We start from the raw sequence: 20,305 nt of genomic DNA on the forward strand, positions 1-20,305 counted from the left end.
GACTGTGGCATATGCCGATCAGGTGCGCCCCAGCTCGCGGAGCCGGGGCGCACCGCCAACTCGTCGACGGCCCCTCCATATCGGCCACGTGGCGACTATCGTGGGTCGCGAGCTTGAAGTCACGACCTGGCAGATGCCCTGAGGGGGAACCGTGGCGTTGAAGCCCGAGCCGAAGACGCCGTTCCATTCGGTGCGCTACGCCCTGCGTGTGCTCGAATCCGTGTCCGCCCACGGCAGCGGGGTGACCGACGTCCAGATCTCCCGCGAGACGGGACTGCCGACCGGGCACCTCACACCCCTGCTGCTGATGCTGCGCCACGAGGGATACGTCGAGCAGGTCGCGGACGGCGCGTACATCGTCGGCGCCTCGCTCGTGGAGCTCGGCTCCGGTGCCGCCCGCAGACGGGCCGTTCAGGCGAAGCTCAGGACGTCGCTGGTGCAGCTGCGGGATTCGGTCGGCGCGGCGGTCTACGTCAGCCGCTATGTCGACGGGGAGATCCGGGTGACGCAGGTGGCCGACGGGCCCCGCACGCCCGCCGTCAACGAGTGGGTGGACTTCCGTTCGGCGGCGCACGCCAGCGCGATCGGCAAGTGCCTCCTGACCCAGCTGGACCAGAACGGCCGGCGCGACCATCTGGCCCGGCACCGGATCGCCCGGCTCACCTCGCGGACGATCACGAGCGAGAAGGTGCTGTTCTCGAAGCTGGACAGCCAGCCGGCGACGGTGCCGGTGCTCGACCTGCAGGAGTACGCCGTGGGCACGGTGTGCGCTGCCGTTCCGCTGACGGCGGGCTCGTCGGCCGGGTGCCTGGCGCTGTCCCTGCCGATCGAGCACGCGCACCGACTGCGGGCCGCGGCCGCCACACTGAACCGGCGCGCGGCACCGGTTCTCCTGTCGCTGGCCCTCTGAGCTGCGACGCGTGAGCTCGGTGCCGTGGCACACGCCACGGGTGGACGCTGCCGGTCCGGCGGGCACGTGTCATCAGCACCCCTGAGCACCAGGTATTATTTTCGAGTCAGCAGGCGCCGTTAGCTCAGTTGGTTAGAGCAGCTGACTCTTAATCAGCGGGTCCGGGGTTCGAGTCCCTGACGGCGCACAGACACCACAGTGGGCGGTCTCCCTCCGAGGAGACCGCCCACTGTGCGTCGTGCTGTGCCGCCATGCGCTGTGCGCGTCAGAACTTCACGTCGGAGCACGCGTAGAACGCGTTACCCGTGTCCGCGACGTTCCAGACGGCCAGGATGACGTGCTTCCCGCTCTTCTGGGTGGGCATGCTGCCCTGGTGCGTGAGCGTGGCCGGAGGCTGCTGGTTCCCGTACGGCACCGTCATGAAGGGCTGCGATTCCAGGGCAGCCCTGGTGAGAGGCTTGGTGGAGTCCCAGCCGTTCTTGGTGATGTAGTAGCGGAAGTCGCTCGTGGAGTGCCGGGCGGTGAACTGCCAGCGGAAGCTGTAGCCCTGCCCCGCCGTGACCTGGGTGGCCGGCCAGTTGCCACCGCGCGGGTCGTCGAGCTGAGCGAAACCGCTGTTCCCGCCGGCACAGATCTTGCCGTCCGCCGGTCCTGATGCCGGGAAGCCCTTGGGGCCCTCGACGCTCTGCGGTTCCCACTGGATGTTGCCGCAGCCGGTGACGGTGCCGTTGGCGCAGAGCTTCTGTCGGCTGATGGGGGAATCCGTGTAGCCATGGCTGCTGGCACTGCCGGTCGCGAACATGGAGACGCCCGCTATCGCCAGGCCGATGACGGCCGCGCTTGCCCTTTTCCGCATGCTGTGTCGCTCCTCGAGAACGTGGGGGGATGTTCTGAGCTGAGCTGTGCCGTGCTGCGCGCATCGCTTGTGCGGTCTAGACCAAGTCCAGATTATTGACGCGACATGAACATGTCCAGGCCAACGGGCATCGGGTTTCAGCGCGCAATCCCGTGCGACCGGAAGTGATCAGGCCCCTTCCCCGCCGTTCCGACCGGTGTAGAAGGCCACCGTCAAATCCCTGACCAGGGCCTTGTGTTCGTAGGCGTCGAGCTCGACGATGCCGCGCGCGGTCAGTCGGCTGACCGTGTCGTCCACCGCGTCGACCACGGAGGTCAGCACTCCGTCCCGGTGCTTCGCGTCGATGGCGGTTACCCGGCACCGCTGCATCGCCGCCGCGACCTCGGGGGCGTACTCGATCCCCGTCGGCTGCGCGGAGTACACCTCGATGCCCACGGGCAAGCAGTCCGCCTTCACCATCCGGGTCAGCGCGTCGCCCACCGCCTCCGCGTCGCGCAGGGTGCGGGTGTCCTCGTGAAAGGCGTCGGCGGGCAGCTGCGAGAGCACCCGGGCCAGCGCCGCCTCCACCTGGTCGCTCAGATACCGCTCGTGGTCCGCGACACCGAGCATGGCCCGCGCGGTGTCCTGCACCCGCCAGACGACGAGGACCACGGCCCGCAGAGCGGTACCGCTCGCGTCCACGGCGGGCAGCGGCTCACTGCGCCAGTGCCGCAGGCGTACGTCGATCCGGCGGCGCCGCAGGAGCGGGGAGATCCACAGGAGGCCGGTACGCCGGACACTGCCCCGGTAGTCACCGAAGAGCGTCAGCACCGAGGCGTGTCCGTCCCGGCCCCGTCCGAGACCGATGAGCGCGAACAGCGCCACGGCCACCAGCAGCGTCAGCAGCGCCCAGGTCCCGGTGCCGATGCCGTAGTACGGACGCGCGCCGAGTCCGAGGCCGCCGGTCACGGCCGCGGGCAGCGCGCCCTGCCACCCCAGTACGACGAGTGCGGCGACCGCCCCCGCCGCCGCGGTGAACAGCGCGGACCAGCCGGGCAGCACGGGTGCTGGCCGCTCGGTGAGCCGGGGGTCGGCGAGGGGGGCGGGCCGGGTGGGCCGCTTCCCCCAGGGGGAGCGCGGCACGGGCGGGCGGCGGTCAGCGGGCCGCCGCACGACCCCGGTCCCCGCAGCGGCGCCGCCCGCGTCGGTGGGCCCGCCGTCGTGGTCGTCTTCGCGGAAGAGCAGGTGCACGGGAATGGGCGCGGTGGTCTCGGTGGTGACGACGGGCTGCCTGCGCGCGGCACCCTGCCGGGCGACCGGTTCCGCAGTCCCGACGGCGAGCGTCGCCCGGGTACGCCCCTCGCCCACGTCCGGCGGGCCCCCGTCGGACACGGGTTTCCGGAGGTCCGGCGGCCCGCCCTCCGGCCCGCTCCCCCGGCCCGTCGGGGCGGGCTCCACCGCCGGGACCGCGTCGGCGGCCGGCCGCAGGGTGGATACCGGGGCCAGGACCAGCGGCTCCGGGACCGCGACGGGCTCCGGGCCCGCGTCCTGGCCAGGGGCGCACTCCGGCTCCAGGACCAGCGCCTCCGGGCCGGGCTCCGGGACCAGCACCTCCGAGGCGGGCTCCGGGACCAGCACCTCCGAGGCGGGCTCCGGCTCCGGTTCCGGTTCCGGCACCAGGTCCGAGTCCGGGCGAGGGCCGAGGGCCGGCTCCGCCGGGCCCCCGCCGTCGCTCGTGGCGAACCGGCCCACCCCGGCCACCGCGTCCAGGGCCGGCCCCAGATCCGCCGGGATGCCGTCGTCCTCCAGGGCTGCCACCTCCACGGTGACCCCAGCGGTCTCCACCATCAGTTCCGGTTCCGGCTCCGGTTCCGGCTCCGGTTCCGGCAGCACCCCGACCGGTCCCTCTCCCCCCACGTCCCCCACACCGGGCCCGGGCAGGACCACCCGCGTGTCCCGCTCGCCCAGCTCGTCCCACTCGCCCCGCACGTTCTCGGTGGATCGCATTCCCGCCTCCGTCATGTCCGTTCCGTCACTTCAGCCGTCACGCGAAGAGCCGTCGCCATGTCTCCGGCCCCGGGTACCCGTGGGCCGCGCTCCCTCTCCAGCCCTGGGCCCGCTGGAACGCCTCGACATTGCGGCGGTCGGCCTCCGTCCAGCGCGCGCCGGGGCCCGTCACGTAATGCGCGCCGTATCCCTTCCTCACCAGCTGGGCGCCGAGCAGCTGGACGTGGCTGCTGGACTGTCCGGGCCGGAAGAAGCTCCTCCCCGGGTACGCCACGGTCCCGCTCGGGCCGCCGTCGGACCCGGCGGCGGGGATCATGCGCCCCGTGCTCTCGACCAGCAGGCTCCAGGTGTCCGGGCCGGGGATGCCGTCCGCCTCCTTGCCCTTCCACCCCTGCGCCAGCTGGAACGCCTGCGTCGCCCGCTCGTCCGCGTCGCTCCAGCGCGGGCCGGCGCCCTCCTCGTAGAAACGTCTGCCGCCCTGGGCGATCAGCAGCTGCCCGAGCCGGGTGACGTACGCGTTGTCCGCACCGGGGCCGAACTCCCCGGCCGGGGGGAACGCGATGGCCGAGTCGCTCACGCTCGCGCCGCTGACGACGCCCTTGTATCGGTAGGCCACGTACTTCGAGGAGTTGTTCCAGTACGCCATCGGCGTCGTCGCCTCGCGCGCGTTCGGGCTGGCCTGCTCGTACGCGAGGTAGTGACTGTGCGTGTGGTCGGTCCAGCCGCCGAAGACCGTGACGTGCGAACCCACCGTGGGGTCGGCCACATTGTGGAAGAGGAGGATGTCACCGGGCTGCAGGTCGGCCCGGGCGATCTTCGTGCCGAAGGCGGCGAGGCTGCCGGTCCACTCGTTCGTACCGAGGTTCCAGGCCATCGACACGAAGCCGGAGCAGTCCTGCCGGTAGCCGTCCGACCAGTACGCCGCCATGTCGTACGGGACCTTCGCCGTCACCCACCTCTTGGCACGGGCGATGATCTCGGCCCGGGTCGTCGTGCGCGGCGCCGTGTCCGTGGGGGCAGGCGACCCCGAGGTTCCGCCGCTGTTCAGGGGCCCCACCGTGCCCTGGGGGGTGCCCGGCTGGGGATCGGCCACCGCGCCGGCACGGACGTCGCGCCCGGCGGCGGTGGCGGCGGCCTGGCCCGCCCCGCAGGACAGGACCACCCCCGCCGCGGTGACCAGCACCAGCGCCCGCCGGGCACCGTGCGCCGCCGGGTGCCCGCCGCGGCGGACGGGCGGTGCGGCTGCCGTGCGACGCCGTCGGGCGCAGCCCGGACAGCCACAGTCGGCAGCGGGTTCGTACTCCTCGAAGACCGGCACAGTCATGCGATTCCTCGTCCCTTCGACAGTCGTCCAGATCTTCCATACCTCAACTTTCCCGGCATATCTCATGGTGACGGACCAAAGGTAAAAAAACGACCATCCGACAGGCCGTGCCGGAGAGAATTGGTCAGGAGCACGCCCACACATCGGGTAAAGTTCTCCAGGTCAGCAGGCGCCGTTAGCTCAGTTGGTTAGAGCAGCTGACTCTTAATCAGCGGGTCCGGGGTTCGAGTCCCTGACGGCGCACGCACAGTCGAGGTCCCTTCGCCCAGAGCGAAGGGACCTCGACTTTTCTGTGTCCGCGCACGGCGGACACCTTCGGCAACCACCGACGGACAAAGGACCATCCTCTTCCTCCGGCGTCGCGGCCGACCCGGGGGCCGTGCCGGGCAGGGCCCTCCGCCGGCCGGTCGGACGGCCGGGACGACGGCACCGGCCTCGTACGCCTACCGTATTCGGACAGCCTGTCAGAAATGCCCTGCCGGACCGGCCGCCCGCCCTACAGTGTCCTGCGGTACGCCCCCGGCCTCCCGTGCCGTGCCCGGGCTTCTCCCGCAGCCCGGGCACCAGCGACGGAGGACCGGCCCGGCCGGCCGCCCCCAGGGGGCGGGTCACCGGCCGGGCCAGGTATCCACGACGGTGCGTGCTCAGCCGCGGCTCCCGCCGTCCGCGCTCACGTCACGGGCGCTCTTCTCCGCCGTCAGGTACGCGGAGACGACGACGTTGGCCGTGTACGCATGGGTCCTGTGGTCGTACGTACCGCCGCAGGTGATCAGCCGGAGCTCGGCCCGCCCGTCCTCGCGCGGCCCGTACGCCTTCTGCGCGTCGAAGCGTTCCCGGGTGAAGACCTGGACGTCGTCGACGGTGAACTCGGCGACCTTCCCGTCGGACCGGCTCACCCGGACCTTCTCGCCCGGCCTCGCGGCGCTGAGCCCGTAGAACACGGCGGGCTTCGTCTCGGTGTCGACGTGGCCGACGAAGAGCGCGGCGCCCTCCGTACCGGGCTCGACGCCCTCGGCGTACCAGCCGACGGCGCCCGGTGTCCCGAACGGCGGGGGTTCGATCGCCCCTTCGTCGTCGAGCCCGCGCCGCACGACGGTCGCCTCGACGCCGATGGAGGGGATCTCGACCCGCTGCGGCACGGCGCCGTCGAGCGGGTCGTGAGCGGGCGGCAGCGGAATGCCCAGGGGGCGCCCGACCGCCGCGACGTCACCAGTCGTCGGGGCCGAGTTGCCGGCGGTGGCCGCACGGCCCCACAGCCACAGTCCCAGCAGGAGTACGGCCCAGGCGACACCGGTCAGGAGGCGTCCGGTTCCGGCGGGGCGGTCCGGGGCGGACATGTCAGTGCTGCGCCGGGCGGCGGCGCGCGCCGCGGAACACGACGGCGACGGCCGCGACGGCGCCCAGTCCGAGGCCGATCACCGCGTGCCGGGTGCCGGGGCCCTCATCGGCCGCGGCCTTCTCGGCGAGCACTGCGGTGCCTCCGCCGCCGGCCCGCACGGGGGCGACGGGCGAGGGGCGGCCGTGGTGGACGACGGTGACCGTGCCGGTGGCCTTGCCATGGCCGTCCTTGCAGGTCACCCAGATCTCGTAGTCGTCGGGTGCGGCGTCGGAACGGATCCGGGCCTCGGCGACGAGGCCCTTGCCTTCGGCCGGCTCGAAGCGCGCTTCGGAAGCGAGGGCCTCGGAGTTGCCGCGGGCGGATATGCCCTTGCCGCAGACGTCGACCCGAAGCTCCACCTCCCCTCCGGGGGAGACCCGGGACGGGCTGACGGAGACCGTTCCCGAACGCTTCCCGTCCCCGGGGTCATCGGCTGTGGAACCGGCCGGCGCGGCGGACGCGGGAAGGACTGCCGTCCCGGCCAGCACCACGGCACAGAACGTGAGGGGCAGTGAACGCATCGTAAACCTCCTGAGGGAAGGTTCACGCAGGGGGCGGCATCCCGCATCCGCTGCAGACCGGTCGGGTTACTGCACGGGCAGGTCGACCAGGTCGACGAGGTCCGCGATCGAGTCGACGACCGTGGAGGGCCGGAAGGGGTAACGGTCCATGTCGGCCTCCGTGGTCAGGCCGGTGAGGACCAGGAAGGTCTGCATTCCCGCTTCCAGACCGGCGAGCACATCGGTGTCCATCCGGTCGCCGATCATGGCGGAGGTCTCGGAGTGGGCGCCGATGGCGTTGAGCCCGGTCCTCATCATCAGCGGGTTGGGCTTGCCCGCGAAGTACGGCGCCTTTCCGGTGGCCTTGGTGATCAGCGCGGCGACCGAACCGGTCGCGGGCAGCGGACCTTCGGCGGACGGGCCCGTCTCGTCCGGGTTGGTGCAGATGAAGCGGGCGCCGCCGTTGATCAGCCGGATCGCCTTGGTGAGCGCCTCGAAGCTGTAGGTCCGGGTCTCGCCCAGCACGACGTAATCGGGCTCGTGGTCGGTGAGGACGTAGCCGATGTCGTGGAGCGCGGTGGTGAGACCGGCCTCGCCGATGACGTACGCCGTGCCGCGCGGCCGCTGGTCGTCCAGGAACTGGGCGGTGGCCAGGGCGGAGGTCCAGATGTTCTCCACAGGCACGTCCAGACCCATGCGCTTGAGGCGCGCGTGCAGGTCACGGGCGGTGTAGATGGAGTTGTTGGTCAGGACCAGGAACGGCAGTCCGGAATCCCGCAGCCGCTTGATGAAGGCGTCGGCCCCAGGGATCGGCGTGCCTTCGTGGATGAGGACGCCGTCCATGTCGGTCAGCCAGGATTCGATCGGCTTGCGCTCTGCCATCTGACGGGCTCCTGCCGTTCGCGCTGTGCACTCGAGGTGCTGGACGCCGGCGGCACCGCGTTGTGCAGCGCCGACGCCCCGATTTTAGGCTGCCCTCCCAGGTCGGCGGAACCAGCCGGACGCGGCCGGCTGATCTTCACCGGCCGGTCGCCTGCATCGGTCAGCTGCCGCACGGTCTCGCGCGAGTGGCAGGCACACACGAACTCGACGTGGCGGTCCGTGGGGTGCCCGGTCGGTCAGTCCCGTACGCGGCGGATCCTCCGTGCCCCCGCCAGCGCGGCCACACCACCGGCGAGCAGCACACCGGATACGAGTCCGGCTGCGGCAGCCTGGTCCTCCTGCCCGGTGCGGGCCAGTTCGGAGACGTCGTCTCCGGTCCCCGTACCGCTCTCCTCGTCGGCGTCCGTCCCGGGGCCGGTGGGCTCCAGGTCTGTTCCGCCGTCGAGGTCCCCCTCGACGATGTCGAAGGTGTAGTCCCCTGATTCCCCCACCCAGTCGCCGTCGTCGCCGCGCTCCTCCGCCGCCGCCAGCCGCTGCACGACGGCCGCGTTGGCCGTGACCCGTCCGGGCTCGGTGTCCGAGGTGAAGGCCATCCGGATCCGGACGGTGACGGTACCCCCCGCCGGCACGGTGAAGCCGGCGAAGTCGTCGTCCTCGCCACCACCGAAGACACCGATCTGTTCGGACCGTTCCGTGGTCTCCCAGGTGACCCGGTGCCGGGTGTCCGGATCGGACCGCTCGGAGAACTCCAGCTGGATCCGGGAAGGGGTGAGTGTGCGGTCCTCGTCGGTGAGCACCAGCACCGGATGGATGGCCACGCACCGCTCGGACGTGGTGTTGACGAGGTCGAGGTACCAGGTCCCGTAACCGCCGCCGGAGGCGTACGTGTCCGGGCCGCCGTGGATCCGGGTCCCGATCGGGAAGCGCTCGGTGTCCGGCTCACCGCAGGCGGGCTGCCGGTCGTCGGCGACGACGGAGGTGGGAGCCGCCGGTGCGGCAGCTGCCTGGGTGCCGGCGAGGAGGACGGCCGGTACGGCGAATCCGGCCGCCAGCCCGAACGTCCCGAGGGTGGAGAAGACGCGGCCGTCGCGCGGCCGTACGGGGGGGTTGGGGCCCATCGGAGAACACCCTTCGCTACTCGCGAACGACCGGCGCGGAAGGCCACCGGCTGCCGCGGACGACGCTGCCACGCGCGCACGGGGACGGCTACCGCCGAGCGGTGGACACCGCCCGTTCGGGCGCCGGAATCCGCCCGATCAGCTCTGCTCGCCCCGCTCCTCGGCCTCACCCGCCCGTCCGAAGAGCGGGGCGAGGACGAGCTGGGCAGCCCCCTCGGCGACGGGGCGGTCGCCGCCGCCCGCCACGGTGACGGGTACGGCGGTGGTGGTGCCCTCCCGCCGGGCGCGCTCCTCGATGACGGCGCGGACCCCGCTCACATAGGCGTCCTCGTGGGCGGCGACGGTACGGCCGCCGAGGATGACCCGGTCGATGTCGAGCAGCCCGACGAGGTTGGCGGCCCCCGCCCCGAGGACCCTGGCCGCCTCGGCGACGTCGCCGCGGGCGGCAGCGGTGAGGCAGAGCGCCTCGATGCAGCCGCGCCCGCCGCAGTCGCACGGGGGCCCGTCCAGCTGGAGGGTCTGGTGGCCGAACTCCCCGGCGCCGGTCCGGGCTCCGCGGTGCAATGCGCCGTCGAGGACGAGCCCGGCGCCGAGGCCGGTGCCCAGATGGAGATAGGCGAAGTCGGCCCCGGCGCGTTCACGCAGCGCGAGGCCGAGGGCGGCGGCGTTGGTGTCCTTGTCGACGACGACGGGCAGCCCGGTGTGTTCGGCCAGGGCGTCGCGCAGCGGGTAGCCGTCCCACTGGGGGAAGCCGGTGACGCGGTGCAGCACCCCACCGCGGTGGTCCAGCGGGCCCGGCAGGGCGGCGCCCACGCCGAAGACCTGCCGGGCTGCGGTCCGGGAGGCCTGGGGGCCCTCGGCCCGGACCGTCCGCACCGCGTGGGCGGCCGTGGCGAGGACCTCGGTGGCCGGGGCTCCGAGGTCGAGCGGGAAGGTGCGGGTCGCGACCGTGGTGCCGGCGAGGTCGGCCAGGACGGCGGTGAGCTCGTCGCGGTCCAGGTGGAGCCCGACGGCGTATCCGGCGTCCGGGACCAGCCGCAGGACGGTGCGGGGCTTGCCGCCCGTGGAGGCGAGCCGGCCGGCTTCGGCGGCGAGGCCCTCCGTGCGGAGTCTGGCGGTGATCTTGCTGACGGCCTGCGGGGTGAGTCCGGTGCGTTCGGCGAGCTCCAGCCGGCTGATGCCCTGCTCACCGGCCACGCGCAGCAGGTCGAGGACGAGCGACGCGTTGTGGTGGCGCAGGGCCGGCAGATTCGCCCCGCCACTCCTGCTGTTACTCCTGTTCACCGCACCATTGTCTCCATCGCTTGCACTTTGGCAACAGCGTTGCTTAAGTGGATCGCATGACTGCCAACGCTCCTCTCCGCGTCGGGCTCGTCGGCTACGGCCTGGCGGGTTCCGTTTTCCACGCCCCGCTGGTCTCCGCGACCGAGGGCCTTGTCCTCGACACGGTCGTCACGTCGAACGAGGAGCGTCAGGCGCAGGCCCGCGCCGAGTTCCCCGGCGTCCGCCTGGCGGCCTCGCCGGACGAGCTGTGGCCGCGTGCGGGCGAACTGGACCTGCTCGTGATCGCCTCGCCGAACAAGACCCATGTCCCGCTCGCGAAGGCGGCGCTGGACGCGGGGCTGCCGGTGGTCGTGGACAAGCCCCTCGCCGGCACGTCCGCCGAGGCCCGTGAGCTGGCCGCCCTGGCGGCGGAGCGGGGGCTGCTGCTCTCGGTCTTCCAGAACCGCCGCTGGGACAACGACTTCCTGACGCTGGCCGGTCTGATCGAGAGCGGCGAGCTCGGCGAGGTGCAGCGTTTCGAGTCCCGTTTCGAGCGGTGGCGCCCTCAGCTGAAGGGCGGCTGGCGCGAGTCGGGTGACCCGGAGGAGATCGGCGGTCTGCTGTACGACCTGGGCAGCCATGTCGTCGACCAGGCGCTCACACTCTTCGGGCCCGCGGTGCAGGTGTACGCGGAGTCCGACGTACGCCGCCCTGGTGCGGCGGCCGACGACGACACCTTCATCGCGATCACCCACGTCGGCGGGGTGCGCTCACATCTGTACGTGAGCGCCACCACGGCGCAGCTCGGCCCGCGTTTGCGGGTGCTCGGCTCGAAGGCGGGCTATGTGAAGTACGGCCTGGACCCGCAGGAGGCCGCCCTGCGTGAGGGTGCGCGTCCGGCGGCCGGTGTGCCGTGGGGCGAGGAGCCGGAGGAGCTGTGGGGCCGGATCGGTTCGGGCGAGTCTCCGCTGACCGGCGGCGGCGACCCGGTCCGCACGCTCCCGGGTGACTACCCCGCGTACTACGCCGCCGTCGCCTCCGCCCTGCGCGGCGACGGCGAGAACCCGGTGACGGCGCTGCAGGCCGCCGCCGCACTGGACGTCCTGGAGGCGGCACGGCGCTCGGCCCGTGAGGGTGTGTCCGTGACCCTTCTTCCCCACCACGACGAGGAGCAGCACGCATGAGCACCGGCGCGCCGACCATCTCCGAGCTGATCGCGCAGGAGCGGCGTCTGACACTGCCGCGTTTCGGCTACGACGACGCGTACGCCCTGGGCCGCCTGCTGGTCGCGCTGGCCCGTGAGCGGCACGCCCCGGTCGCGATCGACATCCGGCGGGGCGGCCAGCAGCTGTTCCATGCCGCGCTGCCGGGTTCGAGCGCGGACAACGACGCCTGGATCGACCGTAAGCGGAAGGTGGTGGAGCGGTACGGGGAGAGCTCCTACCTGGTCGGTACGCGGTTCCGGGCGAAGGGCACCACGTTCGAGGAGTCGTCCCGGCTGGACCTGGACACGTATGCCGCGCACGGCGGCTCGTTCCCGATCGCCGTGGAGGGCGCGGGCGTGATCGGCTCGGTCACCGTCTCGGGCCTGCCGCAGGCCGAGGACCACGCGCTGGTGGTGGAGGCGCTGGAGCAGTTCACGGCGCTTCCCCGGGCCTGACGACGGTGCGGCCGCCGGGGCACCCGGCGGCCGTGCCGCGTTCGCCTCAGGCGTCCTCGAGCTCCTGGCGCTGGCGTCCCAGCCCTTCGATCTCCAGCTCCACCACGTCCCCCGCGCGGAGGTAGGGCTTCGGCTCGGGCCGGCCCATGGCCACGCCCGCCGGGGTGCCGGTGTTGATGACGTCGCCCGGGTAGAGCGTCATGAAGTGGCTCAGATAGCGCACGACCTCGCCGACCGCGAAGATCTGCTCGGCGGTCGTGCCGTCCTGCTTCAGTTCCCCGTTGACCCACAGCTTCAGCGGCAGCGCCTGCGGGTCGGGCACCTCGTCCGCGGTGACGAGCCAGGGGCCCAGCGGGTTGAAGGTCTCGCAGTTCTTGCCCTTGTCCCAGGTGCCGCCGCGCTCGATCTGGAACTCCCGCTCGGAGACGTCGTGCGAGGTCGCGTATCCGGCGACGTGTCCGAGCCCCTCCTCGGCGGAGTCGAGGTAGCGGGCGGTGCGGCCGATGACGACGGCGAGCTCGACCTCCCAGTCGGTCTTCCGGCTGCCGCGCGGCACCAGCACCGTGTCCTCGGGGCCGACGACGGTGTCGGGGGCCTTGAAGAACAGGATCGGCTCGTCCGGGATCGCCGCCCCGGTCTCGGCGGCGTGGTCGTGGTAGTTCAGCCCGATGCACACGATCTTGCCGATCCTCCCGAGGGGAGGCCCGATCCGCAGGCCGTCCGCGTCGAGCGGGGGCAGGACGTCGGGCGTCTGGGCCGCTTCCCGCACCCGGGCCAGGGCCGAGGCGTCGGCGAGGAGCTCACCGTCGATGTCGGCGACGAGGCCCGAAAGGTCACGCAAGATCCCGTTACGGTCCAGCAGTGCGGGGCGCTCCGAGCCAGCCGTACCCACGCGAAGAAGCTTCAACGGTCCATCTCCCCTTGGTCGAGTCGAGCCCGTCGATGGGTCGCGGCCAGCGAAAGGCCTGGCCGATCCTCCAAGACATCGGATCACTCCGCAAGGCCCTGTTCACACACTGGACCCGTCGCCTCTATACGGCGGGCGCTACGGCTGGTTCGGTGGCCGGGGTCTCCCGGTAGAGGTAGGCGCGCTCGACGGCCGTCCAGGTGGTGCTGGTGACGATGTACAGCGCGGCGGCGAGCGGCACGAACGCCACGGAGAAGAGCGTCAGGAAGGACATCAGCGGCATGACCTTCGTCATCGCGTCCATGCCGGGCACGGGCCGGCCGTCCGGGCCGGTGGCCGGCGTCATCGGGTTCGCGGCCATCTGCCGCTTGGTGCGGCCGTAGTTGAAGGTGGCGACGGCGACGACGATCACGAAGAGCGCGAGGTAGACCAGCCCCTGCTCGCCGAAGGGGCCGCCGTCGGCGAGCGCGTTGTGCCAGCGTTCGCCGAGGAGGGCGCCGAAGAGGTCGTGGCCGAGCAGCGAGTTGGGGTCGCCGCCGATCTTCTGGCTGGAGAAGAGGTGGTACAGCAGGAAGAAGGCGGGCATCTGGAGCAGGCTGGGCAGGCAGCCGGAGAGGGGCGAGACCTTCTCCTTCGCGTGGAGCTCCATGAGCGCCTTCTGCATCCGGTCGGGGTTCTTGGCGTGCTTCTTGCGCAGTTCGGCGATCTGCGGCTGGAGCTTGGTGCGGGCCTTCTGTCCGCGCGCCGCCGCCCGTGACAGGGGGTGTACGGCGAGCCGCACCAGGGCGGTGAAGAGGACGATCGCGGCGGCGGTCGACGCGTGCTGGAACAGGGGCTGGAGCAGGTCGGCGAATGCGCCGACCAGGCTCGCGAAGGCGGACATGAATGCGGACATGGGTGAGCCCTCCGGGGGTCTCGTCGTGCCGGGGAGTGAGGAACTCGGCAGGACGAGCCGCGCGGAGGGCGGGAAGGAAAGGTGCGCCCTCTACGCGGCCGTCAGGAGGGCGGAGCCGGGTGCTCGGGGCCTGGTGCGCCCCCGGGCGTCGGGGTCCCGTTGGGGGAGGAACGCGGTGCGCTTCTCGCGGTCGCGCAAGGCGGTGCGCACTCTCGTACGGGGTACGGGGGCGGCGCAGCGGGCGCTGATGACGGAGCAGACGAGGAGCGCCGAGCCGGCGGCCGCGGTGGCGGCGAGGGCCACGGCGGCGGAGAGGCTGCCGCCTTCGGCGAGCAGGACCTCGGTGAGGAACAGGACGAGGAAGGCCGCGGGGCGGAAGAGGCGCGCGACCGCGCGGCGTACACGCTTCATGTCGTCGTTCATCGGCCCTCCCCCTTCGCTTCGCGCTCGTACGTGTCCTTCAGCCGTTATACACGATCGGTGTCCAGCAGCTGAAGAAGCCGGCGGGGGGCGACCAGCGCGCGGCTGACGGGGTCGTCGGGGTCGTCGGCATCGGTGTCCAGGCCGGCGGCGGGCCGCATCTCGACGTCCTCGAGCCGCACGCCGATGTTGCCGCAGGCCTGGCACTGCCCGTAGACCCCCAGTTCGGTGTCGCACATGGCGTGGAAGAAGTACCGCATGGGGACCGTGCCCTCGATGTGCTCGCGGCCCCAGAGGCCGAGGGAGCGCAGGGTGGGCCAGAGGGCCTTGCCGTTGTCGGTGAGGACGTACTCGTCGCGCGGGGGCGACTCCTGGTAGCGCTGCCTGGCCAGGACCCCGGCCTCACGGGCACCCTCGGCTTCACCCTCGCCCGGGCCGGCCAGGGCGCCGCGAGTGCGGCGATCCTGGCCACCAGCCTCGGGCTCCTGGTCGGCGCGTATCCCGTCGGCCCTGCGCGGATCAAGGCGATGGGGGTGTGGGGAGCGTTCGTGAGCGCCGGAATCGCGCTCGGCCCGCTGCTCGCGGGCTCCCTCGGTGCCCTCGACTGGCGGCTGACGCATCTCGCCCTGAGCCTCGCCGCCCTCGTCGCCCTCTCGCCCTCTCGCCCTCTCGCCCTCGTCGCCCTCGTCGCCCTCGTCGCCCTCGTCGCCCTCGCCGCCCTCGCCGCCCTCGCCGCCCTCGCCGCCCTCGCCGCCGGAGCCTTCGCCTTCCGTACGCTCACCGAATCCCGCTCCCCCCGCGCCGGCCGCCCCGACCTGGCCGGCGCCGCCGTGCTCGTCCTGGCGATGACCGCGCTGCTGACGGCCCTGACGCTCGGCCGGGACGGCTGGCTCCCCGCCGTCCCCGGCCTTGCGCCAGCGCGTCCTCCCCGCCGTCCTCCGGCCTTCACGAGCACTCCGGTCCGCTCCCTCTCACCTTCCCCCCGACCCGCAGTACCGTGTGGTCCATGCGCCCCGACACGCCTGCCGACCACATCACCGAAGCCGAGCGCCTGCTGCGCACCGCGGCGCAGTACCCCGAGGACCACGAACCTCTGCTCCTCCAGGCCGCGGCCCACCTGGAGCTCGCCGGTGAGCGCGCCCGCGCGAGCACCCTCTACGACGAACTGCTCGGCTCCACCGACATCACCATCGAGCGCCCGTACCTGGTCAAAGCACTCAAAGCGTCCAACCTGTGGGAGTACGGCCACGAGGCGGAGGCCCGCGCGATCATCGACGGCATCCGCACCGCCGGCCCGCTCGACGCGGCAGCGTGGGAGATCGCCGCGGAGACGCTCGAAGCGCACGACGAGCTGGAGGACGCCCACGACTTCTTCTCGGCCGCACTGAAGCTGCTCCTCGCGCCGGGCGAGGAAGTCCCGTACGCCACCCAGTCGCTGCTGATCGGGCGGCACCGGGTGCGCAGGCTGCGGGGCGTCACCCATGACGCGTGGGACGAGCTGGCCGACGCCCTGCACACGGCCGCCGTCCCCCTCGACGAGCTGCACGACCCGAAGCGTCTGTGGGCCCTCGGCTCCTCGGACCCGGGCGAGCTGCAGGCGGAGATCAACCGGCTCCGCGCCGAACTGGGCACCTACCGCAGCGCGTTGTCCCGCCCGTTCCCGGTCGCGGTGCTGCGCTGGCCGGAGGACGAGCTGCGCGAGCTCCTCACCGCCTACCCGGAGCTGGCCAGGGAGTACGTCTCACACGAGGACCATCTGGCGCGCCTGGAGGCGGCGTTGCGGGATCTGCATGCCACGGGTACACCGAACCTCGGCATCGTGACGGCCACGGTCCCCTCCTACGAGGCCTTCGCCGCGTCGGAGGCCGCGTCGCCTTCCGACCCCGACCTGCTCCCCCAGTACGCCACCACACTGGCGGCCCGCGGCCGCGCCGTCCCGTGGCCCCCGGCGCGCAGCGCGGCGTGCTGGTGCGGCTCGGAACGTTCGTACCGCGACTGCCACGGCGCGGCCTGAACCGTCCCTCCCCTGGCTCTCGGATTCCCTCACCTGCCGGCGAACACGTCCCGGAGATCCTTGTCGAGCTTCCTGGCGGCCTCGGCGGTGTCGGGACGGTGCCCGGCGGCCAGCAGCGCGTGCACATGGGTCTGCAGCACCTGCGTGAACGCGCCGTAGTACGGGGTGCGCGGCCGCTGCACCGCATCGGCCAGCGCCTCGGCGAGGGTCTGGATGTACGCCGCACGCGCCTGAGGTCCCTGCCCCTCCGGTGCGCCCTCCCCCGTGGCCGCCGCATCCGGCGTGCCGCCGGCCAGCCGGAGCGCGGCGGCGACACGGGGCCAGCAGGGCTTCGCGAAGCTGTCGTACACGGAGGTCCGGGTCGCCGCGAAGCCCGCGTCGAGCAGGCAGCGTTCGCTCTCCGGTGAGGTCAGGAAGGTGATGAGGGCGCGGGCGTTCCCGGCCCGGGGCGAATCGCCGGTGACGGAGGTGACGGCGAGGTTCTGCCCGCCGAGCACAGCCTTCCCCGGCAGCCGGTTCACGGCGTACTCCCCCGGTTTCATCAGGTCTTCCAACGCCCCGTACGCGTACGGCCAGTGGCGCAGGAAGACAGCGCGACTCTCGGCGAAGTCGGTGAGGGACTCCGTCTCCATGGACGTGTGCGCGGCGGGCAGGACCTGACCCCGGCCGACGCGGTCGAGGAGCGTGTCCAGGCCCTTCTTCAGCTTCTCCTCGCCGGCGCTGTACTTCCCCTTGCTGTCGGTGAGTTCGAAACCGGCGTCCGCGAACGCCTCGACGGTGTTGACGGTCAGCCCCTCGTAGAGGGCGAGCTGTGAGGTCCAGCCCGCGCGGTCCTCGCTGCGGACCGGGTTCAGCTTGAGGGTCTTGACGGAGGAGTAGAGCTGGTCCCACGTCCAGTCGGCGTCGGGCTGCCTGTCCTCCGTGATGTCGGCCTCCGTCAGCAGGTCGGGCCGGTAGTAGAGGAGTCCCACGTCGGTGTTGAACGGGCGGGCGTACGAGCGGTCCTCCCATACGGTCGTGGCGTGGACCTGCCGGATGAAGTCACGCTCGTCGTCGGACGCGGCGCTCTCCGCGACGGGCATGGGGCTGATGAGTCCGGCCTCGGCGAACTCGGGGATCCAGGTGATGTCGAGGTTCACCACGTCGTAGCGGGCGCTGCCGGACTGCAGGGCGCCGAGGAGCTGACTGCGCTGCTGGTCGGCGTCACCGGGCAGCTCGACGAGCTTGGCCTGCTCGTCCTTCGACCCGGCGTGCTGACGGTTCCACTCCTCCACGAGCTGCTGCCGCACACTGCCGGAGCCGGTGACGTCGAGCCCGCTGGCGACGACGATGGGCCCTTCCGGCGTCTGCCGGCCCTGACCGGACTGCCGCATGTCCCCGGACCCACCCGTGCAGGCGGCGGAGAGAAGCGCGAGCAGACCGCCGACGGCGACGACCGCCCTGGCCCGGCGGCGGGCGCGACGGTGTCCGTAGGTCATTCCGCGTCTCCCGTACCGGTCCTGGCGACCTCCGCCGCGAGCTCGACCGCGAGGTCGCCGGCCGCGTCCAGGCAGCGTCCGCCGCTCGCCTCGGCGAGCCGCTCGCCGAACCGGCCGTCCGCGCAGGCGCCGTTCTGCAGCGACACCGTCACGATCCTCACATGGGGCGACTCCGCCGCCTTCGCGACCAGTTCCTTCCGCTCGGCCTCCTCGACGGCCTCGAAATCCTCGCCGTCGGTGACCAGGACGAGGAGCCGCGGCTGCTCCCCCTCGGGATCGTTGCGCAGGGTCACGAGCGCTTCCTTCAGGCCCGCCGCGATGCGGGCGTCGAACCTGGCGGTCGTCGCGCCGGCGACGGCCTTTTGCGCAGCGGCCCTGGGGCGCCGCCCGAACGCCACGAGGTTCGTGGCGGGCTGTCCGTCCTTCACGGCCGCCAGCCGCACTCCGTACTCGTCCCCGGCGCCGAGGGAGCTCATCGAGCGGGCCACCAGTTCCCTGGCGCCTCCGATGCCGTCCCAGACCCGCTTCTCCTCCGTCGAGGCCGAGTTGTCGAGGAGGTAGAGGACCTTGCCGGGCCCCAGCGCCCCCCGGTAGCGGCTCAGGGTTTCGCTCAGCGACGCGGCCACGTCGGTGCCCCGCCCGGTCGCCGGGATCCGTTCGCGTACGGCGGTCGCGTTGTCCTCGGACCGCAGCACGGAGTCCGCGCCGGGCGGTGCCGGGCCGTTCGTGCCGGCGCCCCGGAAACCGTCGTCGGTGAAGCACTTCTGCGCGTCCTCGTCCGTGACCAGCCAGTCGTAGAAGTCCTCGACGGCCGTCCTTCGGTCGGCGGCGTCCCGGTCGGCCCCGGCCCAGGTGACCCGGACGAAGGGCAGGTCCAGCATCGGCACGTCGGAGGGGTAGTGGGCCACCCGGTGCCCCAGCGTCTCCGTCACGCAGTCGGGGCGGCCCGGTTGGCCCGCCGACAGGTTGAACTGCGCCAGGGTCTGTTCCGGTACGAGGACAGCGGCCTGACGCTCCAGGGAGTTGTGCGTCCCGTCGGCCAGTACGCACATCAGTTCCCGCGCCGTGGGGGGCATGGGCCGCAGGATCTGCGCCATGCCCTGTTCGACCGTGGCCACGCGCCCGGCGCCGGAGGCGGCGTAGAGCGCGTCGGTCGCCAGCAGGGCGCCTTCGGTCCCTTCGGGGTCGGGGCGCAGGATCTTGACCGTCTGGCTCTTGAGCCCGGAGATGATCGCGTCCAGGGGATCGTCGGTCTGCAGGGCCTGGACCTGCGCCATGGTGTCCGGCACGCCGAGGACCATCGGTGTGTAGGCGATGGAGCCCAGCCGGTGGAGGCCGACGACGCTGCCCGCCGCGTCCGGGGCGCCCGCGGCGGGCCCGTCGGTCCCGGTCGTGGAGGTGCCGCCGCCCGCGTCCTCGGCTGTCGCCCGCTGCCACGCGCTGTCGGCCGCCGGGATCCAGATGTCCGGCTGTGCTCCGACGTCCCGCTGGGGCCGGGGGCAGTCGCCGGAGGACGGGCAGGCGGCGGGCGGTTCCTGCCAGAGCGAGGAGGACCTGAGGGCCGTCACGGCGTCGGTGGTCTTGGCGTCGTCCACCGTGATGCCGACGGTCCGGCAGCCGTCGCCCTCCCGGTCGAGGTAGGTGTCGGCGGCCTTCTTCACGGTGGCCCGCAGATCGGGGTCGGTGAGCACGCGCAGCTCCAGGGGCGGATCGCAGGCACCGGGCGAGGTGGGACCCAGGATGTACCAGGCTCCGCCCCCGGCGAGAGCGACAACGCCCGCCAGGACGAGGGTGGTCGTGCGGGTCATGTGGTGGACCAGAGCGGGAAGCACGCGACGCGGCCAGGCCGTCCACCGCATCCGCCCCGTCGTGATCCCCGGCAGGGGATCGACCACCGGTGACGGCGGTGGGGGTGGCGGAGGAGGCGGGGGCGGGGGCGGGGGCTCGGAGTCCGCCGCGAGTGCGAGCACCACGTCGTCGCCGTGCCGCAGCTCGTCCGGGATCCACGGGTGCCCGTCGACCGCCTTCAGCGGCGCCATCGCCCGGCGTATCCCGGTGACGATCCGGGTGAAGGTGACCGGCTCCCCCTCGCCCGCGGTCAGCAGCCGGTGCAGGGCGGCCGTGAACTCCGTACCGGTGGCGGGGTCACCGGGCGGGATCTCCACGCCCGGCTCCGCCGCGGTGAGCAGGGCGAAATTCTGTCCGACGGCAGGATTGAAGGACGTGAGGGCGTTGCCGGCGAAGCAGCAGTCCAGGATGACGACGACCCAGTCGGCGTCGGCCCGGCGCAGCTCGCGCATGATGTCGTCACGCCAGGACAGGGTGTCCACGAAGGGGTGGGAACGGTCCCTGGTCACCCGGGAATCGGTGAACATCAGGTTGAGGTCGCTGCCGTCGGTCCGCACGATGCCGTGCCCGGCGAAGTAGACGACCAGCAGCCCGGTCACCTCCTTGCGGGCAGCGGTCAGCACGGCACGCACCCGGAGCGGATCGACGGTGGCCGTCGGGCCGCCGTCCGTGGGGACCACGACGAGGTCCTCCGGGCCGAGCACCCCGGTGGTATCGGCGGTCAGGGCCTCGCGCATGAGGCGGAGGTTCGTGGCGACGGCCGGAAGGTCGTTCCGGGTGCCCGTGTAGTGCTCGACCCCGATGAGCACGGCTCTGTGCCGCTTGGCTCTGTTCGCCTCGCCGCGCGCGTTGTACGGCGGCACAGC

General features: G+C 72.5%; 18 protein-coding genes and 2 tRNA genes. 6 read left to right on the forward strand and 14 right to left on the reverse strand.

What is annotated here, in order from left to right; all coding sequences use genetic code 11:
• Window positions 1-151: 151 nt before the first annotated feature.
• Together ACWD04_RS04685 and ACWD04_RS04690 are read left to right on the forward strand one after the other, a co-directional pair.
• Window positions 152-910, forward strand: a complete 759-nt coding sequence (locus ACWD04_RS04685) for an IclR family transcriptional regulator (protein WP_451128081.1) — start codon at window positions 152-154, stop codon at window positions 908-910.
• A gap of 113 nt (window positions 911-1,023) precedes the next feature.
• Window positions 1,024-1,097: transfer RNA gene (locus tag ACWD04_RS04690), tRNA-Lys, on the forward strand.
• A 78-nt stretch (window positions 1,098-1,175) separates the two neighbouring features.
• Here the strand turns inward: ACWD04_RS04690 and ACWD04_RS04695 are convergent.
• The 3 genes from ACWD04_RS04695 to ACWD04_RS04705 all read right to left on the reverse strand — a co-directional run bounded on the left by ACWD04_RS04695 (window position 1,176) and on the right by ACWD04_RS04705 (window position 5,076).
• Window positions 1,176-1,766, reverse strand: a complete 591-nt coding sequence (locus ACWD04_RS04695) for a lytic polysaccharide monooxygenase auxiliary activity family 9 protein (RefSeq protein ID WP_451128083.1) — start codon at window positions 1,764-1,766, stop codon at window positions 1,176-1,178.
• Between the two features lie 168 nt (window positions 1,767-1,934).
• Window positions 1,935-3,752 carry an SPFH domain-containing protein gene (locus ACWD04_RS04700; RefSeq protein WP_451128085.1) on the reverse strand — a complete coding sequence of 606 codons (1,818 nt, stop codon included), beginning with the start codon at window positions 3,750-3,752 and terminating at the stop codon, window positions 1,935-1,937.
• Between the two features lie 37 nt (window positions 3,753-3,789).
• Window positions 3,790-5,076 carry a peptidoglycan-binding protein gene (locus tag ACWD04_RS04705; RefSeq protein WP_451128087.1) on the reverse strand — a complete coding sequence of 429 codons (1,287 nt, stop codon included), beginning with the start codon at window positions 5,074-5,076 and terminating at the stop codon, window positions 3,790-3,792.
• Window positions 5,077-5,245: 169 nt separating this feature from the next.
• Between ACWD04_RS04705 and ACWD04_RS04710 the strand changes: the two genes are divergently transcribed.
• Window positions 5,246-5,319: transfer RNA gene (locus ACWD04_RS04710), tRNA-Lys, on the forward strand.
• 401 nt (window positions 5,320-5,720) lie between these two features.
• On the opposite strand, the gene ACWD04_RS04715 is transcribed toward ACWD04_RS04710, so the two are convergent.
• The 5 genes from ACWD04_RS04715 to ACWD04_RS04735 all read right to left on the reverse strand — a co-directional run bounded on the left by ACWD04_RS04715 (window position 5,721) and on the right by ACWD04_RS04735 (window position 10,238).
• Window positions 5,721-6,413: a class F sortase gene (locus ACWD04_RS04715; RefSeq protein ID WP_451128089.1), complete on the reverse strand. Its 693-nt coding sequence runs from the start codon at window positions 6,411-6,413 to the stop codon at window positions 5,721-5,723.
• Between the two features lies 1 nt (window position 6,414).
• Window positions 6,415-6,975 carry a hypothetical protein gene (locus ACWD04_RS04720; RefSeq protein ID WP_451128091.1) on the reverse strand — a complete coding sequence of 187 codons (561 nt, stop codon included), beginning with the start codon at window positions 6,973-6,975 and terminating at the stop codon, window positions 6,415-6,417.
• Between the two features lie 66 nt (window positions 6,976-7,041).
• Window positions 7,042-7,836, reverse strand: a complete 795-nt coding sequence (locus tag ACWD04_RS04725; RefSeq protein WP_451128093.1) for an HAD-IIA family hydrolase — start codon at window positions 7,834-7,836, stop codon at window positions 7,042-7,044.
• A 236-nt stretch (window positions 7,837-8,072) separates the two neighbouring features.
• Window positions 8,073-8,954 (reverse strand): hypothetical protein, encoded by an 882-nt coding sequence (locus tag ACWD04_RS04730; RefSeq protein WP_451128095.1) that lies wholly within the window; start codon window positions 8,952-8,954, stop codon window positions 8,073-8,075.
• A 138-nt stretch (window positions 8,955-9,092) separates the two neighbouring features.
• A complete protein-coding gene (locus ACWD04_RS04735) occupies window positions 9,093-10,238 on the reverse strand; it encodes an ROK family transcriptional regulator (RefSeq protein ID WP_451128097.1) in 1,146 nt (381 codons plus the stop codon).
• 56 nt (window positions 10,239-10,294) lie between these two features.
• On the opposite strand from ACWD04_RS04735, the gene ACWD04_RS04740 reads away from it, so the two are divergent.
• Both ACWD04_RS04740 and ACWD04_RS04745 read left to right on the forward strand, forming a co-directional pair.
• Window positions 10,295-11,401 (forward strand): Gfo/Idh/MocA family oxidoreductase, encoded by a 1,107-nt coding sequence (locus ACWD04_RS04740; RefSeq protein WP_451128099.1) that lies wholly within the window; start codon window positions 10,295-10,297, stop codon window positions 11,399-11,401.
• Window positions 11,398-11,877: a heme-degrading domain-containing protein gene (locus tag ACWD04_RS04745; RefSeq protein WP_451128101.1), complete on the forward strand. Its 480-nt coding sequence runs from the start codon at window positions 11,398-11,400 to the stop codon at window positions 11,875-11,877. The genes ACWD04_RS04740 and ACWD04_RS04745 overlap by 4 nt, the downstream gene beginning before the upstream one ends.
• A 46-nt stretch (window positions 11,878-11,923) precedes the next feature.
• Here ACWD04_RS04745 and ACWD04_RS04750 read toward each other — a convergent pair whose 3' ends face one another.
• The 4 genes from ACWD04_RS04750 to ACWD04_RS04765 form a co-directional block, all read right to left on the reverse strand.
• Window positions 11,924-12,784 carry a fumarylacetoacetate hydrolase family protein gene (locus tag ACWD04_RS04750; protein WP_451128103.1) on the reverse strand — a complete coding sequence of 287 codons (861 nt, stop codon included), beginning with the start codon at window positions 12,782-12,784 and terminating at the stop codon, window positions 11,924-11,926.
• A gap of 124 nt (window positions 12,785-12,908) precedes the next feature.
• Entirely contained in the window at window positions 12,909-13,679 is a 771-nt protein-coding gene (locus ACWD04_RS04755) for a YidC/Oxa1 family membrane protein insertase (protein ID WP_451128105.1), read from the reverse strand.
• Between the two features lie 90 nt (window positions 13,680-13,769).
• On the reverse strand, window positions 13,770-14,102 hold the full coding sequence (locus ACWD04_RS04760; protein ID WP_451128107.1) for a DUF6412 domain-containing protein: 333 nt from the start codon (window positions 14,100-14,102) through the stop codon (window positions 13,770-13,772).
• 44 nt (window positions 14,103-14,146) lie between these two features.
• The gene (locus ACWD04_RS04765; RefSeq protein WP_451128109.1) at window positions 14,147-14,719 is read right to left on the reverse strand and encodes a winged helix-turn-helix transcriptional regulator; all 573 of its coding nucleotides are present in this window, start codon (window positions 14,717-14,719) and stop codon (window positions 14,147-14,149) included.
• 386 nt (window positions 14,720-15,105) lie between these two features.
• On the opposite strand from ACWD04_RS04765, the gene ACWD04_RS04770 reads away from it, so the two are divergent.
• Window positions 15,106-16,113 (forward strand): SEC-C domain-containing protein, encoded by a 1,008-nt coding sequence (locus tag ACWD04_RS04770; protein WP_451128111.1) that lies wholly within the window; start codon window positions 15,106-15,108, stop codon window positions 16,111-16,113.
• A 29-nt stretch (window positions 16,114-16,142) separates the two neighbouring features.
• Here the strand turns inward: ACWD04_RS04770 and ACWD04_RS04775 are convergent, their stop codons facing one another.
• Together ACWD04_RS04775 and ACWD04_RS04780 are read right to left on the reverse strand one after the other, a co-directional pair.
• A complete protein-coding gene (locus ACWD04_RS04775) occupies window positions 16,143-17,591 on the reverse strand; it encodes an extracellular solute-binding protein (RefSeq protein WP_451128113.1) in 1,449 nt (482 codons plus the stop codon).
• A complete protein-coding gene (locus ACWD04_RS04780) occupies window positions 17,588-20,302 on the reverse strand; it encodes a substrate-binding domain-containing protein (RefSeq protein ID WP_451128115.1) in 2,715 nt (904 codons plus the stop codon). Before ACWD04_RS04780 ends, ACWD04_RS04775 begins: the two co-directional genes overlap by 4 nt.
• Window positions 20,303-20,305 lie beyond the last annotated feature (3 nt).

Source organism: Streptomyces sp. NPDC002911 (genome assembly GCF_053591835.1).

What these genes read in the sequence shown, in the direction of transcription:
- ACWD04_RS04745 (WP_451128101.1), top strand. Translation starts at nt 11,398, where the DNA reads ATGAGCACCGGCGCGCCGACCATCTCCGAGCTGATCGCGCAGGAGCGG.
- ACWD04_RS04765 (WP_451128109.1), bottom strand. Translation starts at nt 14,719, where the DNA reads ATGCGTCAGCCGCCAGTCGAGGGCACCGAGGGAGCCCGCGAGCAGCGG.
- ACWD04_RS04760 (WP_451128107.1), bottom strand. Translation starts at nt 14,102, where the DNA reads ATGAACGACGACATGAAGCGTGTACGCCGCGCGGTCGCGCGCCTCTTC.
- ACWD04_RS04775 (WP_451128113.1), bottom strand. Translation starts at nt 17,591, where the DNA reads ATGACCTACGGACACCGTCGCGCCCGCCGCCGGGCCAGGGCGGTCGTC.
- ACWD04_RS04715 (WP_451128089.1), bottom strand. Translation starts at nt 6,413, where the DNA reads ATGTCCGCCCCGGACCGCCCCGCCGGAACCGGACGCCTCCTGACCGGT.
- ACWD04_RS04700 (WP_451128085.1), bottom strand. Translation starts at nt 3,752, where the DNA reads ATGCGATCCACCGAGAACGTGCGGGGCGAGTGGGACGAGCTGGGCGAG.
- ACWD04_RS04770 (WP_451128111.1), top strand. Translation starts at nt 15,106, where the DNA reads ATGCGCCCCGACACGCCTGCCGACCACATCACCGAAGCCGAGCGCCTG.
- ACWD04_RS04695 (WP_451128083.1), bottom strand. Translation starts at nt 1,766, where the DNA reads ATGCGGAAAAGGGCAAGCGCGGCCGTCATCGGCCTGGCGATAGCGGGC.
- ACWD04_RS04755 (WP_451128105.1), bottom strand. Translation starts at nt 13,679, where the DNA reads ATGTCCGCATTCATGTCCGCCTTCGCGAGCCTGGTCGGCGCATTCGCC.
- ACWD04_RS04720 (WP_451128091.1), bottom strand. Translation starts at nt 6,975, where the DNA reads ATGCGTTCACTGCCCCTCACGTTCTGTGCCGTGGTGCTGGCCGGGACG.
- ACWD04_RS04725 (WP_451128093.1), bottom strand. Translation starts at nt 7,836, where the DNA reads ATGGCAGAGCGCAAGCCGATCGAATCCTGGCTGACCGACATGGACGGC.
- ACWD04_RS04730 (WP_451128095.1), bottom strand. Translation starts at nt 8,954, where the DNA reads ATGGGCCCCAACCCCCCCGTACGGCCGCGCGACGGCCGCGTCTTCTCC.
- ACWD04_RS04705 (WP_451128087.1), bottom strand. Translation starts at nt 5,076, where the DNA reads ATGACTGTGCCGGTCTTCGAGGAGTACGAACCCGCTGCCGACTGTGGC.
- ACWD04_RS04740 (WP_451128099.1), top strand. Translation starts at nt 10,295, where the DNA reads ATGACTGCCAACGCTCCTCTCCGCGTCGGGCTCGTCGGCTACGGCCTG.